17 protein-coding genes are annotated in these 16,387 nt (G+C 67.2%); 3 read left to right on the top strand and 14 right to left on the bottom strand.

From position 1 onward, the window contains the following. Nucleotides 1-32: 32 nt before the first annotated feature. Entirely contained in the window at nt 33-1,697 is a 1,665-nt protein-coding gene (locus ACQU6B_RS11430) for a glycoside hydrolase family 3 N-terminal domain-containing protein (protein WP_430867675.1), read from the bottom strand. Nucleotides 1,698-1,793: 96 nt separating this feature from the next. Next, entirely contained in the window at nt 1,794-2,834 is a 1,041-nt protein-coding gene (tsaD, locus tag ACQU6B_RS11435) for a tRNA (adenosine(37)-N6)-threonylcarbamoyltransferase complex transferase subunit TsaD (RefSeq protein WP_430867676.1), read from the bottom strand. A 54-nt stretch (nt 2,835-2,888) separates the two neighbouring features. Here tsaD and ACQU6B_RS11440 point away from each other — a divergent pair, with 54 nt between their 5' ends. Further along, the gene (locus tag ACQU6B_RS11440; RefSeq protein ID WP_430867677.1) at nt 2,889-3,530 is read left to right on the top strand and encodes a malonic semialdehyde reductase; all 642 of its coding nucleotides are present in this window, start codon (nt 2,889-2,891) and stop codon (nt 3,528-3,530) included. Between the two features lie 19 nt (nt 3,531-3,549). Here ACQU6B_RS11440 and rimI read toward each other — a convergent pair whose 3' ends face one another. The 6 genes from rimI to glmS are packed head-to-tail and all read right to left on the bottom strand — an operon-like array spanning nt 3,550 to nt 8,640. Beyond that, entirely contained in the window at nt 3,550-4,071 is a 522-nt protein-coding gene (rimI, locus tag ACQU6B_RS11445; RefSeq protein WP_430867678.1) for a ribosomal protein S18-alanine N-acetyltransferase, read from the bottom strand. Next, nucleotides 4,068-4,688 carry a tRNA (adenosine(37)-N6)-threonylcarbamoyltransferase complex dimerization subunit type 1 TsaB gene (tsaB, locus tag ACQU6B_RS11450; RefSeq protein ID WP_430867679.1) on the bottom strand — a complete coding sequence of 207 codons (621 nt, stop codon included), beginning with the start codon at nt 4,686-4,688 and terminating at the stop codon, nt 4,068-4,070. Before tsaB ends, rimI begins: the two co-directional genes overlap by 4 nt. Nucleotides 4,689-4,692: 4 nt before the next feature. Then, nucleotides 4,693-5,247: a tRNA (adenosine(37)-N6)-threonylcarbamoyltransferase complex ATPase subunit type 1 TsaE gene (tsaE, locus tag ACQU6B_RS11455; RefSeq protein ID WP_430867680.1), complete on the bottom strand. Its 555-nt coding sequence runs from the start codon at nt 5,245-5,247 to the stop codon at nt 4,693-4,695. Between the two features lie 2 nt (nt 5,248-5,249). Continuing rightward, nucleotides 5,250-6,359, bottom strand: a complete 1,110-nt coding sequence (gene alr / locus ACQU6B_RS11460) for an alanine racemase (RefSeq protein WP_430867681.1) — start codon at nt 6,357-6,359, stop codon at nt 5,250-5,252. A 52-nt stretch (nt 6,360-6,411) separates the two neighbouring features. Next, nucleotides 6,412-6,768, bottom strand: coding sequence for a holo-ACP synthase (locus tag ACQU6B_RS11465; protein WP_430867682.1), 357 nt, complete (start codon nt 6,766-6,768; stop codon nt 6,412-6,414). A 6-nt stretch (nt 6,769-6,774) separates the two neighbouring features. Then, on the bottom strand, nt 6,775-8,640 hold the full coding sequence (glmS, locus tag ACQU6B_RS11470; protein ID WP_430867683.1) for a glutamine--fructose-6-phosphate transaminase (isomerizing): 1,866 nt from the start codon (nt 8,638-8,640) through the stop codon (nt 6,775-6,777). Nucleotides 8,641-8,776: 136 nt separating this feature from the next. Between glmS and coaA the strand changes: the two genes are divergently transcribed. Together coaA and ACQU6B_RS11480 are read left to right on the top strand one after the other, a co-directional pair. Further along, the gene (gene coaA, locus ACQU6B_RS11475) at nt 8,777-9,730 is read left to right on the top strand and encodes a type I pantothenate kinase (protein WP_430867684.1); all 954 of its coding nucleotides are present in this window, start codon (nt 8,777-8,779) and stop codon (nt 9,728-9,730) included. Between the two features lie 153 nt (nt 9,731-9,883). Continuing rightward, nucleotides 9,884-11,335, top strand: coding sequence for an MFS transporter (locus ACQU6B_RS11480; protein ID WP_430869245.1), 1,452 nt, complete (start codon nt 9,884-9,886; stop codon nt 11,333-11,335). Nucleotides 11,336-11,487: 152 nt separating this feature from the next. Here ACQU6B_RS11480 and ACQU6B_RS11485 read toward each other — a convergent pair whose 3' ends face one another. From ACQU6B_RS11485 to rplQ, 6 genes are all read right to left on the bottom strand, one after another. After that, nucleotides 11,488-12,378, bottom strand: a complete 891-nt coding sequence (locus tag ACQU6B_RS11485; protein ID WP_430867685.1) for a DedA family protein — start codon at nt 12,376-12,378, stop codon at nt 11,488-11,490. Further along, on the bottom strand, nt 12,375-13,736 hold the full coding sequence (gene glmM / locus ACQU6B_RS11490; protein WP_430867686.1) for a phosphoglucosamine mutase: 1,362 nt from the start codon (nt 13,734-13,736) through the stop codon (nt 12,375-12,377). The genes ACQU6B_RS11485 and glmM overlap by 4 nt, the downstream gene beginning before the upstream one ends. Nucleotides 13,737-13,746: 10 nt before the next feature. Continuing rightward, on the bottom strand, nt 13,747-14,253 hold the full coding sequence (rpsI, locus tag ACQU6B_RS11495) for a 30S ribosomal protein S9 (RefSeq protein WP_430867687.1): 507 nt from the start codon (nt 14,251-14,253) through the stop codon (nt 13,747-13,749). Nucleotides 14,254-14,275: 22 nt separating this feature from the next. Then, nucleotides 14,276-14,719 (bottom strand): 50S ribosomal protein L13, encoded by a 444-nt coding sequence (gene rplM, locus ACQU6B_RS11500; RefSeq protein WP_430867688.1) that lies wholly within the window; start codon nt 14,717-14,719, stop codon nt 14,276-14,278. A 151-nt stretch (nt 14,720-14,870) separates the two neighbouring features. After that, nucleotides 14,871-15,743, bottom strand: a complete 873-nt coding sequence (gene truA / locus ACQU6B_RS11505; protein ID WP_430867689.1) for a tRNA pseudouridine(38-40) synthase TruA — start codon at nt 15,741-15,743, stop codon at nt 14,871-14,873. Between the two features lie 49 nt (nt 15,744-15,792). Further along, complete coding sequence (gene rplQ / locus ACQU6B_RS11510) at nt 15,793-16,374, bottom strand: 50S ribosomal protein L17 (protein WP_430867690.1); 582 nt, start codon at nt 16,372-16,374, stop codon at nt 15,793-15,795. Nucleotides 16,375-16,387: the final 13 nt, after the last annotated feature.

Here is a 16,387-nt window from a genome sequence, read left to right on the forward strand (position 1 = left end):
GTCCTCATCACTGGGTCACTGGGTCACTGACGCTAGCAGGGGGCCGCATGCACGTTCTCGAGCTTGACCGGCCAGGAGGATCCCGAATGCGCGTTCCCCACCAGCACCTCCGCGAGCCCCTCGAGGGCATCGGCGGACCTGCCATAGAGCGCGATGTAGGTGGTGGCCGTCGCCCGCTCCAGAACCCAGGGCCCCGCGACGGCGACGACGACGTCGGCACGCAGTTGCTCGCTCGAGTCGCTGGCGAGCTGCACGATACTGCCCGGCTCCCCCGCAGTACCGGCGCCGATGCCGCGGTCGGCCAGCGCCCCGGCCAGCGCCGCGCGCTCGTAGTCCCATCCGCCGATGACGGTCACCGTGTCGCCCACCAGCGGCACACCGCACGTGGGAGTCACCACTGTGGCGGCAACGGCGGCAAACTTGCTCGCGAAATCCTCGGAGCCCGCGGGGATGGGCATCGCGTCGAGGCCCGCCTGCCACTGCATGAGCAGAATGGAGCGGCCGGCCGCCTGATCCAGGCGCTCGCGCGGCAGGTCTCCCGATTCGACCGCTGCGATAATAGCGGAGACGGCGGCGGCGGTGTCGGCCGGCATGAGCACCATGTCCGCGCCGGCCTTCAGGGCGAGCACCGTAGCCGCGCCTGCCTTGTGGTTGTCGATGATCGCACCCATGTTCATGGCGTCGGTCATCGCGACCCCCGTGAAGCCAAGGTCATCCCGTAAGTACGCGTAGGCGCCTGGCGACAGCGTCGCGGCGTCCCCGCCCCACTCCGCCAGCGCGATATGGCCCATCATCACCGCGGGTGCACCGGCGTCGATCGCGCTGGCGAACGGCACTAGGTCCCTCTTCTCCAGGTCGGCTACGGGCGCGGACTGCACCGGTAGACCCTCGTGCGAGTCGGTGTCGACGGAGCCGTGGCCGGGAAAGTGCTTGATCGTCGTGACGAGCCCGGCGTCCGTGTACCCGGCGACGGCCGCGTCCACAGTGGCCGCCACATTCTGCGGGTCAGAGCCCGCCGACCGCGTCCGAATCACCGGGTCGCTCAGCCCGTCGGTGACGTCCGCGTCGGGCGCAAAATTGGTGTTGAATCCGAGGGCCGCGACGTACGCGCCCTGAGTCGCGTAGGTCTGGCGGACCATCGATTTGTCGGTCGCCGCCCCCGCGGCCATGAACCCGGGCAGGTCCGGCATCATCCCGCGCAACCGTGCGACCACGCCGCCCTCCTGGTCGACGGCGATCATCACCGGCCAGTCGGCATCCGCTCCGGTGGCCGCCGCGGCGGCAGTCAGGGCCGTGACGACGTCCTGATCGGACGTCGCGTCGCCCTGCAGCATCACGCCGCCGAGCCCGTACTTCTCGATTAAGGCGGTGAGGTCTGCGGGCGACGTTCCCGCGTAAGCGGCGACGACCACCTGACCCGCCGCTTCTTTCAACGTCAGCGACCGGGCGGTCGCGAGCGCCGCGTCCCAGTCTGCCTGGGTGGGACCCCAGGCGAGTGGCGCGAGGGTTGGCTGCGCGCTGGCAGAGGCGGACTGGCTGGGCGACGGGGCGAGTTCGGTGGGAGACGCGGACGCCGACGGGCCGGGCACGGGGGTATCGGCGTCTCCGCCGGGCCCGGACGATGCCCAGATCACCGCACCGATCGCGGCCACGGCGACGGCTCCGACGGCGACGCTCATGCCCCACGATCTCGCCATCAGTTTCCACTCCTCATAGCAATACCGTAGTCACCCGGGCGGACAGCCGTACCCCCGCTGGCGGGAAAACGGGCCGTTATGAGACGAAGCCTGCTGTTAGACCAACACCGTGGTGAGCGGCATCGAAGAATCGACGCCGATGCTCAGCCGGCTGGGGGCCAGTCCGCGCCTAGCTACGGCGCTGCCAAGAGCCGCGATCATGGCGCCGTTGTCCGTGCAGAAGCGAATCGGCGGGATGCGTAGTTCGATGCCCGCCTCCGCGCACCTCGCGGCCGCGGCGTCGCGCAGCTGGCTGTTCGCGCTGAAGCCGCCGCCGATCACCAGTGTGCTCACCCCGTTCTCGCGGCAGGCCTGAATCGTCTTGGAGATCAGGACATCGGCGACGGCGGCCGCGAAACTCGCCGCGACATCGGCCGTGGGGACCTCCTCGCCGCGCGCCTGGCACGCCTCCACCCACCGCGCGACGGCGGTCTTGAGACCGGAGAACGAGAAGTCGTACGCGTGCTTAGCCATGTCCTTTGGCTTGGTGAGCGCGCGGGGAAAGGCAATCGCGGTGGGGTTTCCCTCGCGGGCCAGCCTGTCGACGTGCGGGCCGCCCGGGTACGGCAGGCCCAGCAGCCGGCCCACCTTGTCGAAGGCCTCTCCCGCCGCGTCGTCGAGCGTGTGGCCCAACTCGGTGACGTCCGTGGCGATGTCCTCCACCAGCAGCAAGGACGTGTGCCCGCCGGAGACCACCAGCGCCATGATCCGCTCGGGGAATTCGCCATGGACCAGCTCGTCGACGGCGATGTGGCCGATCACGTGATTCACGCCGTACAGCGGCTTGCCTAGTCCGAGTGCGAGTGCCTTGGCGGCCGAGACTCCTACGGTGAGCGATCCCACCAGCCCCGGCCCCGATGCGACGGCGACCGCGTCAACGTCGGCGAGCGTATGCCCGGCCCGGCTGAGCGCCTCTTCGATGGTGGGGATCATCGCCTCGAGGTGCGCGCGCGAGGCCACCTCGGGGACGATTCCGCCGAACCTGGCGTGCTCGTCCATGGACGACGCGACCACGTCCGCGAGCAGCTCGGTGCCGCGCACGAGCGCCACGCCGGTCTCGTCGCACGTGCTTTCGATTCCTAGTACTAGTGGGTCCACGGGGATAAGCCTATGCGGGGGAATACGTGGGCGCGTTCAAGCGTCGTACCTGACGTGACTATCGCAGCCGAAACCGCCCACCTTGCAACGCCAATCGACGGTTTGGCCATCGACGACACCACCCAACGGCGACTCTTCCTTGACGCGAGGTCGAACACAGAGTTTTCCGAGCGCGACGTTCCCGACACATTGATTCGCAGCGTCTTCGACCTCGTCAAATGGGGCCCCACCAGCAACAACACCACCCCGATGCGCGTCGCCATCGCGCGGTCGGAGGATGCCCGCGCGGCCGTGATAAGTAACGCCGCACAGTCCAACCGCGCCAAGCTCGCCAAGTCCCCCGTGCTGCTGGTCGTGGCGCGGGACAACCGATTCCACGACCACTTCTCCGTCACCTCCCCCGGCTCCGAGGCCACGGCCGCGCGACTCGAGGCCGCTCCCGAACGGCGCGCTGCATTGGCCACCACGGGATCGTGGCTGCAGGGTGGCTACCTGATCGTCGGCCTCCGGGCTGCCGGGTTGGCCGTGCGACCCTACGGCGGCTTCGACGCGGAGGGCCTAGACGAGGCGCTGTTCGCGGACTCCAGCTGGTCCTCGATCATGCTGCTCGGCGTGGGCTACCCGCCCCCAAGCGACTCGGGCGCCGGTCTACGCCGTGGCCGCGTCTCCGCGAACGTCGGCGTCGTCTCGTTCTAGTCGCAGCGCGAGGTACGGGTTAGACCCCGACGGGCGTCGTGCCCACAGCCCGCACGTCGACGCGCGGGACGCTGACTCGCATCACTATCGCGTCCACGTCCTCCGGCTGGTAGTACCGGGGCCGCACGCGCACATCCTCGAAGCCGTAGGACCGGTAAAGCGCCAGCGCGGGGATGTTCGTCACCGCCACCTCGAGCCAGGCCTGGTGTGCGCGCTCGGCGCGCGCCTCCGACAGGAAGTCCTCCATGAGGACCCGGCCGAGCCCGGTGCCGCGCGCGCTCGGCATCACGGCGATGTTCATCAGGAAGAACGCGTCACCGTCGTAGCCGTAGACCGCGTAGGCCGCCGGCGAGTCGTCGACCTCGAGCACCCGGTAGCGCCGGCCACCGTAGCGAAAGTCGTCCTGTATCAGGTCCAGCGACCATGCGGCCGCGCCAAAAATCTCGCGCTCCCGCTCCGCCATCCAGGCGAGGTCGCCGTCGCTCATGTCGCGCAGGATCCGCGCTGGAGGTGGGCCGTCCGCCGCGGCTGGTGCGCTCACGCCCCCGGGATTCCGTGCACGTCGGGCCTACGCATGTACATCGGCTCCGTTGGAAACGATTCCTCGCCGTTCGCAAGCCTGCGGGAGACTACCCGCGCAAGCCACGCCGGGTCGGGATCAGCTGACGTCGCGCTGGGGAAGGCGTCCGGGTACAGCTGAGCTCCGCGGCCAACGACCGCGCCTACGGGCGACACGTCACCGGGAGCGCTCACCCGTGGCTCCCCGTCCGCCATGCCGTCGGTGTAGGTGGCCCAATAGACCTCCTTGCGACGCGCGTCCCCCACGACGGTGACGGCGCTATGCCCCGCATCGGCCGCCTGAGCGCCCATCGCGTCGAGCGAGCACACCCCACGAACGCTCACGCCCCAGACCATTGCGAGGGTTCGTGCCGTGACGAGCCCCACCCGCAGTCCGGTGAATGGAGCGGGCCCGGTGCCGACCACTATCGAGTCCGGCCCGCGCTCGCGAATGCCCGCCTCGAGCAACACCTCTTCGATCATCCCTGACAGCAGTTCGGCGTGACCGCGAGGGGCGAACTGAGAGCGCTCGGCCAGCGTGTGATCCCCATCGACTACTGCGACGGAGATGGCTGAGGACGTGTCGATGGCGAGTATCACGGCACTAGCCTAGGTCGCCCGCGACACCGGACGCGCCCGGCGTCGCCGGTCCACGCTGCGTAGCCGGGGCCAGCACCACGTCGGCCCAGCGAGCGCCGTGGGCGCGCACCGTGACCTCGCGTCGTCCCCCCTCGGGGTTGGCCATGTCTAGCTCGCCTCCGCGCTCACGATCGATCCGCACGTGAAGCCGGTCCCCCGCGAGCGCCTCCGCCATGCCCTCTCCCCACTCGACCACGGTCACGCTGTCGTCCAGAGTGGTGTCGAGATCCAGGTCATCGAGTTCGGCGAGCGAGGTCAGCCGGTAGGCGTCCACGTGGATGAGCGCGGGCCCACCCACCTCGCTCGGGTGCGTCCTGGCGATGATGAAGGTGGGGCTCGCGACCGGTCCGCGCACGCCTAGAGCGTCCCCCAGCCCCTGGGTGAACGTGGTCTTGCCCGCCCCCAGGTCGCCGGACAGGATCAGCAGGTCTCCGGCGCGCAGGTGCGGCGCGATCACATCGGTGGCGATGGAGCGCATCTGCTCGGCGCTGTCCGCGCTGAGTCTCAACTCGGTGGCCACGGTTAGCGCCCCGTCTTGGGCCGCAGCCCACCAAAGCGGCACACAATCTCGTAATCGATGGTGCCTGCTGCCGTCGCCCAGTCACGAGCGCTTGGCCCGCCCGGGCCGATGAGAGTCACGAGGTCCCCCGCCGTCGCCTCGGTCGCCGGGCCCAGGTCGATCACGAACTGGTCCATGCACACGCGGCCCGCGATCGGATAGCGGCGACCGCGCACCGCGACCTCGGCGACCCCGCCTGCTGCACGGAACACGCCATCGGCGTACCCCGCCGTCACTAGGCCTACGGACGTCGGGTACGGCGTGATGTACTCGTGCCCATAACTGACGCCGTGTCCGCCGGGAAGTTCCTTGACCAGGGCGAGCGAACTCGTCACGGACATCGCGGCGACGAGGCCGAAGTTCTGACCCTGCGGGTCCTCGACCGGGGGCAAACCGTAGATGGCGATGCCGGGCCGAACCATGTCGAAGTGGAGGTCGGGGCGGGTCAGCGTGCACGCGGAATTCGCCAGGTGCGCGAGCTCTATGTCGACGTCCATGCCCGATGCCATCAGCAGCGCCTCACGGAAATTCGTCGCCTGGGAGTCGACGGTGGGGTGGCCAGGCTTGTCCGCCCATGCAAGATGGGACCACATTCCGACGATGCGGATGAGCCCCTCGTCCTGCGCGGCCGATGCCAGGCTGAGTAGCGCTTCGAGGCTCGCCATCGGCACTCCCTCGCGTCCCAACCCGGTGTCGACGCAGATGTGCACGCGCGGGATGCCGCGGCCCTCGCGCGCGGCGCAAATCATCTCGCCGAGCACATCGGGGGAACTAACGGACAGGTCGATGCCCCGCGTGACCAGGTCATCGATGGGCACCTCCGGGCCGTAGAGCCAGGTAAAGATGTTTCCCTCGTCACCGGCGTCGCGCAGCGCGATCGCCTCGGACGGTTGCGCGACGCCCAGGAAGTGGGCCCCGCCGCGCCGTGCCGCACGCGCCGCCGGTATCAGCCCATGCCCGTACGCGTCCGCCTTGACAACGGCCATGACCTTGGCTGTGGGCGCGAGCGCCGCCAGCGCCGCGACGTTGTTGGTGATGGCGTCGTAGTCAACGGCAACACTAAGTGCGCTCACGGGTGATCCTTTCGCGCCAGGGCGGCATGAGTGTCGAGGGTGCCAGTGGCGCTCACAGCGCCTCCCCTATCACCACGGCGGAGGCGACCCCGGCATCGTGCGACAGCGAGAGGTGAAAGGACGTGATCCCGAGTTCCGCGGCCCGCGCTGCAACGGACCCCGTGATGGCTAGCCGCGGCTGGCCGCTCTCCTCGCGGATCACCTCCGCGTCCTGCCAACTGAGGCCCCGTGGGGCGCCGAGCGCCTTGGCGAGCGCCTCCTTGGCTGCCCACCTGGCCGCCAGCGAGTGAGTGCCCAGGCCGCGTTCTGCCGGAGTGAACACTCGCTCAAGGAGTCCCGGGGAGCGCGCCAAAGCCGCCTCGAAGCGGTCAATCTCGACGACGTCGATCCCCAGCCCAACGATGGCCATGGCCGGCTATTCGACCGTGACCGACTTGGCGAGGTTGCGCGGCTGGTCGACATCGAGCCCCTTGGCCTTGGCCAACTCCAGCGCGAACATCTGTAGGGGCACCACGGTCAGCAACGGCGACATCAGCACCGGCGCCGCGGGCACGTAGAAAACCTGCTCCGCGTAGTTCTCGGCGTCGGTGTCGCCTTCCTCCGCGATCACGAAGGTACGGGCGCCGCGCGCGCGCACCTCCTGGATGTTGGAGACGACCTTGGAGTGCAGCGACTCGCGGCCGCGGGGGCTGGGCAGGACGATGAACACCGGCTGACCCTCCTCCACGAGCGCGATGGGGCCGTGCTTGAGCTCGCCAGCGGCGAATCCCTCGGCGTGAATGTACGCGAGCTCCTTGAGCTTGAGCGCGCCCTCCAGTGCGACGGGGAATCCCACGTGGCGGCCCAGGAAGAGCACGGTGCGCTCGTTCGCGAGCGCAGCGCCCAGCTCGCGAATGGGAGCAGAGGTGTCGAGCACCCGCTGGATCTTCGCAGGGATCTCGTCGAGTTGCGCCAGCAAGGTGGCGATCTCGTCGGGGAACTTATTTCCTCGCAGCTCCGCGAGGTAAATACCGAGCAGGTAGGCCGCCGTGATCTGAGCCAGGAACGCCTTGGTGGAGGCCACCGCGATCTCGGGTCCAGCGCGCGTGTAGAGCACGGCGTTGGCCTCACGGGCAATGGTCGAGCCCTGCGTGTTCACGATTGCGATCACGTTGGCGCCCTGCTGCTGGGCGTGCCGGACGGCCATGATGGTGTCCATGGTCTCGCCCGACTGTGAGATAGCGACGACGAGGGTCTTCACGTTCACCACGGGATCGCGGTAACGGAACTCGTGCGCGAGCTCGACCTCGACCGGGATCCGGCACCAGTGTTCGATCGCGTAGCGAGCCACCAGGCCCGCGTACGACGCGGTGCCGCACGCGATGATGACGATCTTGTCGACCGAGTTCAGCACTGTCTCGGCGATCATTCCGCCATCCAGTTTGAGCTTTCCTCGCTCGTCGATCCGTCCGCGCAGGGTGTCCGCGACGGCCTGCGGCTGGTCGTGAATCTCTTTGTCCATGAACGACGCGAAGCCGCCCTTCTCAGCCGCCTCCGCGTCCCAGTCCACGTGATAGGGCTCGCGATCGACAACGGCGCCGCTGGCGTCAGTGACGACGACCGAGTCGGGGGTAATGACGACGACCTCGTCCTGACCGAGCTCGAGCGCGGTGCGCGTGTGCTCGATGAAGGCAACGACGTCCGAACCCAGGAAATTCTCCCCTTCGCCGATGCCCACGACTAGCGGCGAGTTGCGGCGCGCGCCCACGACGGTGGTGGGCTCGAGAGCGTCAACGGCTAGCAGCGTGAACGCGCCCTCGAGCTGGGTCGCGACGGACCGCATCGCGTCTGGAAGAAGTTGCCCGCGCTCGATCTCGCGCGCCAGCAGGTGGCCGGCCACCTCGGTGTCGGTATCGGACAAAAAGTCGATGCCGTCAGCCGCGAGCTCCGCGCGGAGCTTGGAGAAGTTCTCGATGATGCCGTTGTGAATAATCGCGACGCGTCCGCCGGCAGCCAAGTGCGGGTGCGCGTTGGCATCTGTGGGGGCACCGTGGGTCGCCCAGCGCGTGTGGCCGATCGCGGCGGTGCCCGGGGACAGCGGCCTCGAGATCAACTCGGCCTCGAGGTTCTTGAGCTTGCCGGCCTTCTTGGCCATCGCTACGCGGTCGCGACTGTCCGTCACCACGGCCAGACCCGCGGAGTCGTAGCCGCGATACTCGAGCCTTGCGAGCCCTCCCATCACGACTTCCTGCGGGCGGGTGCTAGCGACCCCTGAACCTACGTATCCGACGATTCCACACATGCGCACGAGTGTACTCGGACTACCGTGCTGGAGAGGTACGAGGCTCTCCCGACCCCGCGGCCCCTCTGGCCGCCGGCATCGGCCGCACGAACAGCCGCCGCAGTCCGGTTACGCGCGAACCCAGGGGTGAGACACAATGGGTGGCGTGACCGACAGTTCCGCCAGCCCGTTCATCACGCTGTCTCGTGATGAGTGGGCCGCACTGGCCCTCTCCACGCCGCTGCCCTTGACCGAGCACGACATCGCACGCGTGCGTGGGCTCGGCGACCCCATTGACCTCGCGGAGGTCGACCAGATCTATCGCCCTCTCTCGCGCCTGCTAGACATGTACTCGGAGGCGGTGGGCCACCTCCACGATGCATCGAGCCGGTTCCTTGGCGAGCGCGCCTCGCGCACGCCCTACGTGATCGGTGTCGCGGGGTCGGTCGCCGTGGGTAAGTCGACCACGGCGCGGGTGCTGCGTGAGCTGATGGCACGTTGGCCGCACTCGCCCCACGTCGAGTTGGTCACCACCGACGGGTTCCTGCTGCCCAACGAGACCCTACGCAAGCGCGGCCTGCTGGAGCGCAAGGGATTCCCCGAGTCCTACGACCGCCGCGCGCTTCACCACTTCATCGCCGCCGTAAAATCTGGCGAGCCCGTCGTCGAGGCCCCGGTCTACTCCCACCACACCTACGACATCGTGCCCGGCAAGGTCGTCACTCTTCGACAGCCCGAGGTGCTGATAGTCGAGGGCCTGAACGTTCTTCAGCCCGCAACCCAGCGCGCACCCGGCGGCGCGGCGCACGCGGTGAGCGACTTCTTCGACGTCTCCATCTACGTCGACGCCAAGCAGGAAGACGTGCGGCGCTGGTACGTTGACCGTTTCCTCGCGCTGCGCCAGACCGCCTTCGCCCGTCCGGACTCATACTTCAGGTCGTACTCGACGCTCAGCGACGACGCTGCCCGCGACCGAGCCGGCCAGATCTGGGACTCGATCAACGCGCCCAACCTCGAGCAGAACATCGCTCCCACACGTTCCCGTGCGACGATCATCCTGCACAAGGGCGCGAACCACCAGGTCGAGTCAGTCCAGTTGCGCAAGCTCTGACCTTCCTCGAGACGCGCTTCGCGGCATGATGGCAAGGGGCGAGAACGCCGGCGCGTGTTCTGGACAGCCCACGCCGACACGAGCAAAGGTAGCGACGTGACCGAAGTCAGAAATCCGTGGCCAGCGCTGTGGGCCCTGGTCGTGGGGTTCTTCATGATCCTGATCGACACCACCATCGTGTCCGTCGCGAACCCCTCGATTCAGCAGGGCCTGGGCACCACGACGACCGGCGTGATCTGGGTGACCAGCGCCTATCTCCTGACGTACGCGGTGCCCCTGCTCGTCACCGGGCGACTCGGGGACATGTTCGGCCCCAAGCGGATCTACCTGATCGGGCTCACGGTCTTCACTCTCGCGTCGCTGTGGTGCGGGTTCGCCGACTCGTTGCCCGGCTCCGGAATCGGCAACCTCATCGCGGCGCGCGCCGTACAGGGCCTGGGTGCCGCCCTGATGACGCCGCAGACCATGGCGGTGATCACCCGCACCTTCCCGTCCGCTAAGCGCGGCACCGCGATGGCCCTGTGGGGCGCGACAGCTGGCGTGGCCACTCTGGTGGGTCCGCTGCTGGGTGGCGTGCTGGTCGACGGACCCGGCTGGGAGTGGATCTTCTTCGTCAACGTGCCCATCGGCGTGGTGGCGTTTGTCCTCGCCTGGCGCCTGGTCCCCAACCTGGAGACACACGTGCACAGGATGGACTGGCTGGGCATCGCCCTGTCGTCGGCGGGAATGTTCCTGCTGGTGTTCGGGCTGCAAGAGGGCACCGAGAACGACTGGAACGGCTGGGTCTGGGCCTCGATCGGCACCGGGTTGGTGACCATCGCCCTGTTCATCTGGTGGCAGCGGGTCAACAAAAATGAGCCCCTGCTGCCGCTGGGCCTATTCAAGGACCGCAACTTCTCGCTCGCGAACGCCACCATCAGCACCGTGGGTTTCTCCATCACGGCGATGTTCATTCCGATGGTCTACTTCTTCCAGGTAGTACGCGGCCTGTCCCCCACTCAGACCGCCCTCATGACCGTGCCCACAGCCCTCATGACGCTGGTGCTCGCACGCCTCGCAGGCAAACTGACCGACGCCGTCCACCCGCGTTACCTGGTGGTGCCAGGCATGCTGTTAGTCGCCCTGTCGCTGTGGCTGACGGCGGCGATGTTCTCCCCCACCATCGAGATTGGCTGGCTCCTCATCCCGCCCACCATCCTGGGGATAGGCAGCGCGTTCATGTGGGGGCCGATCTCCTCTACAGCGACCCGCAACCTGCCGATGGAGGCCGCGGGCGCGGGATCCGGCGTCTACAACACCACGCGTCAGGTGGGAGCGGTGCTCGGGTCCGCGGCCATCGCCACACTAATGGCCAGCAGGCTAGCGGCGAACCTGCCCTCGCCCTCGCTGGCGGGAGAGTCCTCAGGACTCGGCGAGCTGCCGGACGCGCTCAAGGACGGCTTCACCACCGCGATGAGCGAGACGCTCTACCTGCCCGCTGCCGTCATCGTGCTCGGAGCCGTGATGGCGTTCTTCTTCGTCAAGCCGGCGCACCTCCGGCCGCTTCGGCCGCCCGCCGCAGAGCAGGAAAACGCGGCAGTCGGGCGCGAGTCCAACACCAACTGACGGCAGCCTGCGTCGAGCCGGCCAGCGCGGCGCTAGCCGCAGTTCGTAGCTTCCCGACAACCGATGCGGCGCTGAGCCTCCCGGCCTTGGTTTGCGCTATCTCGTCCGAACCACCCGCGATGCGGTACTGGCTCCGAGGGTGTGGCCCTGGGCTACTGGCGCGGATCCGGATCGTCGCCGGGGCGCTCGTCCCCAGGCAGGTCGGCGTCGACCGACTCGTCCATCGGCCGGTCGTCGTCGTGGGCACCAGGTTCACCGTCGCGAGCAGGGGCATCGTCGCCCACGTCGTCCCGTACGCTGCCGTCGTGGCGGCGAGCGCGATTCTCCTGGCGAGCCTCCCGACGAGCCGCAATCCTCGCCACCCGCTGTTCCTCGGTCTCGACCTCGATCTGGCCCGCCAGGTCCGGTAGCGCAGCGGTGCCGAAGCCGAGCTTGCTCAGCAACTTGTCGACAAGAATCCCGAGCACTGTTCCGCCCACGATTCCCACGACAATCGATAGCAGCAGCTTGTCCTTGAAGATGGAAGCGGCAACGGTGCCGAGCAGGATTCCCCAGCCGGCCCAGATGACTACCGCCACGCCGTCGATCGCCATGAAGCGACGGTGGGGGTAGTGGAGGGCGCCGGCCATCAGGTTCACGACCACGCGGCCCATCGGTATGAAACGGGCGGCAATAATGAAGGTGGATCCGCGCGTCTCGAGCTTTGTCTCCGCCCAGTCCAGGCTGCGTCGCCAGCGCTCACGCTTAAAGAGCCCGATCTTGCGAACGTCGATCTTGGCCCCAATAAGGTAGGCAATCTGATCTCCGCACCAGGCCCCGCAGGCCGCGGCCAGGAAAATGCCGATGAGGAGCGGGTTGCCCTCCGATGCGGCGGTGACGGAGGTGGCGATGACCACGGACTCACTCGGCACCAAGGGGAAAATGGCGTCGATGAGGGACACCATAAAGAGACCGGGATAGATCCAGAGTGACTCACTCCACGTCAGCACCAACACTTCGACTTTCGAGCCGAAGTGGATCATCCAGTCCCAGAGGTTATTCACACGCACAGTCTGTCAGCAACAACCGCGGCAAGCGTGTCGGCGTGACGTTGAGCGTCCACTTTGGTGGCCGCTTCGACCATGACGCGCACGAGCGGTTCGGTGCCGGATGAGCGCAACAGCACGCGCCCGTCGAGGCCTAGCTCCTTGCGAACCGCGGCTACCGCGTCCTGCAACACCACGTCTGTGTTCACTCGGGAGCGGTCCGCGCCTGGCACGTTGACCAATACCTGCGGAAGCGCGAGAATCGTCGAGCACTGCTCGCGCAGCGACCCGCCGGCCCTGACCTGAGCGCCCATCAGCAGCGCGGTGAGGACTCCGTCGCCCGTAGTCGAAAACTCTGACACGATCACGTGTCCGGACTGCTCGCCACCGAGCGTGTATCCGCCCTCGCGCATCGCCTCGAGAACGTACCGGTCTCCCACCGCGCTCTCCACGATGTCGATCCCCGCCTCGCGCATCGCGCGGTGGAGGCCGAGGTTGCTCATTACGGTAGCGACCAGAGTGGAGTGGTAGAGGGTGCCGTTGGCGTTCATGGCGAGGGCTAGCAGGCCCATGATCTCGTCGCCGTTGACGACGTCGCCTTCGCCGTCTACCGCGAGGCAGCGGTCCGCGTCGCCGTCAAAGGCCACGCCAAAGTCCGCGCCGTGCTCGCGCACTGCGGACTGGAGGCCCTCGAGGTGCGTCGATCCGACCCCGTCATTGATGTTGTAGCCATCGGGCTCGGCATTGATCAGGTGCACAGTCGCGCCTGCTGCCGTAAGGGCTGCGGGACCCACCACGCTCGCGGCTCCGTGAGCCGCGTCCACGACGATGGATAGCCCATCGAGCGGGTTCGGGGCGCCGGCAAAAGTCGCAACCGCGCCCACAAGGTGGTTCACGTAGCGGCTGCCGTACTCGCTCGCGTCGGCGATGGTGCCTACGTCCGCGCCAGTCGGGCGGTCCCACTCTTCACCAAGGCGACCCTCGATTGACTCCTCGACCGCGTCGTCGAGTTTGTGTCCGCCGCGGGCGAAGAACTTGATGCCGTTGTCCGGCATCGGGTTGTGAGAGGCCGAGAGCACTACGCCCAAGTCGGCCTCCAGCGCGCCCGTGAGGTAGGCGACGCCCGGAGTTGGAAGTACTCCAACGTCCAGGACGTCGATACCTGCCGACGCGAGTCCAGCGCACACCGCCGCGCTCAGGAACTGCCCGGATACACGCGTGTCCCGGCCAACAATGGCTCGGGGACGGTGTCCGGAAAACTCGCCGCGCTCCGCCAATACGTGGGCGGCAGCGACGGCGAGGTCGACGGCGAGTTCGGCGGTGATATCGCGGTTAGCGAGTCCCCGAACTCCGTCGGTTCCGAATAAGCGCGGCATGCGCTGTTGGTTAGCGCTTCGAGTACTGAGGTGCGCGACGGGCCTTCTTGAGACCGGCCTTCTTGCGCTCTACGACGCGAGCGTCGCGAGTCAAGTAGCCAGCCTTCTTAAGAGCCGCGCGGTTGGTCTCTTCGTCGATCTGGTTCAGCGAACGAGCGACGCCGAGGCGAAGGGCTCCGGCCTGACCCGAGGGTCCACCGCCGCCGATACGTGCGTGCACGTCGAACTTACCCTCGATGTCGAGCAGCGCGAACGGTGAGTTCGCGATCTGCTGGTGCACCTTGTTGGGGAAGTAGTTAGCGAGGTCACGACCGTTGATCACCCAGAGCCCGGTACCGGGAACTAGGCGTACACGGGCGATTGCCTGCTTACGACGGCCGACAGCTGCGCCGGGGGCAATGTTTGAAGTGCCCTTTCCACGCTCGGGCGCGGATTCCGAGGTGTACTCGGTAGGCGCGTCAGTCTCGGCTTCGTTCTCGGTCACGGTCTCGACGTCGGTCGTCGTGTCTTCTGCCACTAGTCAGTCCTTCTTCTCCGCGCTACTGCGCGACCTGGGAAATCTCGAATGCCTGCGGCTGCTGCGCGGCGTGGGGGTGGTCGGAGCCTGCGTAGACCTTGAGCTTGGTCAGCTGAGCGTCACCGAGCTTGGTCTTGGGCAACATGCCCTTGACCGCGTTCTCGATTACGCGCTGTGGGTTCTTCTCGAGGAGCTCACCGATCGGAACAGCGCTAAGGCCGCCCGGGAAACCAGAGTGGCGGTAAACCATCTTGTCCGTGAGCTTGGCGCCCGAGAGGGACACCTTTGAGGCATTGATGACGATGACAAAGTCACCTGAGTCAACGTGGGGGGCAAAAGTCGCCTTGTGCTTGCCGCGGAGCAGCGTAGCGGCCTGGGAGGCCAGACGACCGAGGACCACGTCAGTAGCGTCGATGACGTACCAGTTCTTGGTAAGGTCACCCGGCTTGGGAGAATACGTGCGCACTTGAGAGCCTTCTCTTATCTGATCTGAGGGGCGGTAACGAATTACCGCAAGTTTCCGGTCGGCGGGTCCGAGGGGTAGGCGAGTGGGATTCACACCATTCCACGTAGAACGCACAACGAGGGTCTAGCATACCGGTTGAATCGCGAGTCGGTCAATCCAGGACCCGTCTGCGGCGAGTAGCCTCTGCTCTCGCCGCCATTTCAGCGTCGTCTGGGTACTGCACCGACTCGAGGATCAGGCCGTGCGGAGGCACGACGGATACCGCCGGCGAGCGCTCGCTGTACTCGTCGTGAGAGGCCAGCCAGGCCAGGTCACGGCGACCGGAGCCGACGTCCTTGACCGCGCCCACGAGCGAGCGCACCATGGAGTGGCAGAAAGCATCTGCTTCGAGAGTGGCCACCACGAGCCCCTCGTCCGGTCCCGCCTCCGGTCGTTCCCACGAGAACCGGTGCAGCTCGCGAATGGTCGTCGCGAAATCGCGGGGGCGGCAGTAGGGGGCGAAGTCACGTAGCCCGGTGACCGCCAGTGCCGCGGTGTTGAGGCGGTCTATGTCGAGCGCCTTGCGGTTCCAATAGACGTGGCTGCGACGCAGGGGGTCGCGAGTATCCGGCCGATCGCTGATCCGGTAGGTATAGCGTCTCGCCATGGCGGAGAACCGTGCGTCGAAGCCCGGCTGCGCGATGGAGATGGTGTTAATCACGATGTCCCGAGGAAGCACGCTCCACAGCTTGTAGCGCAGCGCCACGATGGGGTCGGTGACCGTGCGGCTCGTGCAGCGCTCCCACGCCCACCGCGGCATGTCCACGTGAGCCACCTGGTTGCGAGCGTGAACGCCCGCGTCGGTGCGGCCGGCCACGGTGAGTCGCAGAGGGCCGGTGCGCCGGATTACCTGGGCCAGCGCAGCCTCCATGACGCCCTGGACGGTCCGGTAGTCGGGCTGGGCAGCCCAGCCCTGAAAGTCTGAACCGTCGTAAGAAAAGTCAAGGCGGACCCTCACGACGTCACTGGAATCCAGCTCGGTCATGAGAATCCGCCTTGTACGAACATGCGACTAACGCCGCGCGTAATCGTTGTTACTTTTCGTTGCCCTCGGCAACCTCGGCGCCCTCAGCGGGTGCCTCGGCGTGGTCGGCTGCAATGTCCGTCACGGGAGCCGTCACGTCCTCAGCGCCCTCAGCGGGAGCGTCGGCGTGCGCGGCCTCGGGAGCGACTGCGTCGTCCTTCTTGGCTGCCTTCTTGGGAGCAGCCTTCTTGGTGGCCTTCTCGGCCTCCTTGGAGACTGCCTTCTTGGCGGGCGTGCCGAATTCAACGAGCTCGATCACTGCGAGGGGAGCGTTGTCGCCCTTGCGGAAACCAATCTTGGTGATTCGGGTGTAACCGCCGTCACGGTCGGCGAAGCCGGGGCCGATCTCGGTGAACAGGGTGTGCACCACGGACTTGTCCGGGATAACTCCCATCACCTTGCGGCGCGACGCGAGGTCGCCCCGCTTAGCAAACGTCACAAGACGCTCAGCGTGGGGCTGAAGGCGCTTCGCCTTAGTGAGCGTGGTCGTGATGCGACCGTGCTCAAACAGGCTCTGCGACAGGTTCGCCAGCATGTGACGCTGGTGGGCCGGGCTGCCGCCGAGGCGGGCGCCCTTAGTGGGGGTAGGCATGTTGGGTGTTCTC

The sequence above is a fragment of the Demequina aurantiaca genome (assembly GCF_050598105.1).
Lineage (GTDB): Bacteria > Actinomycetota > Actinomycetes > Actinomycetales > Demequinaceae > Demequina > Demequina aurantiaca_A.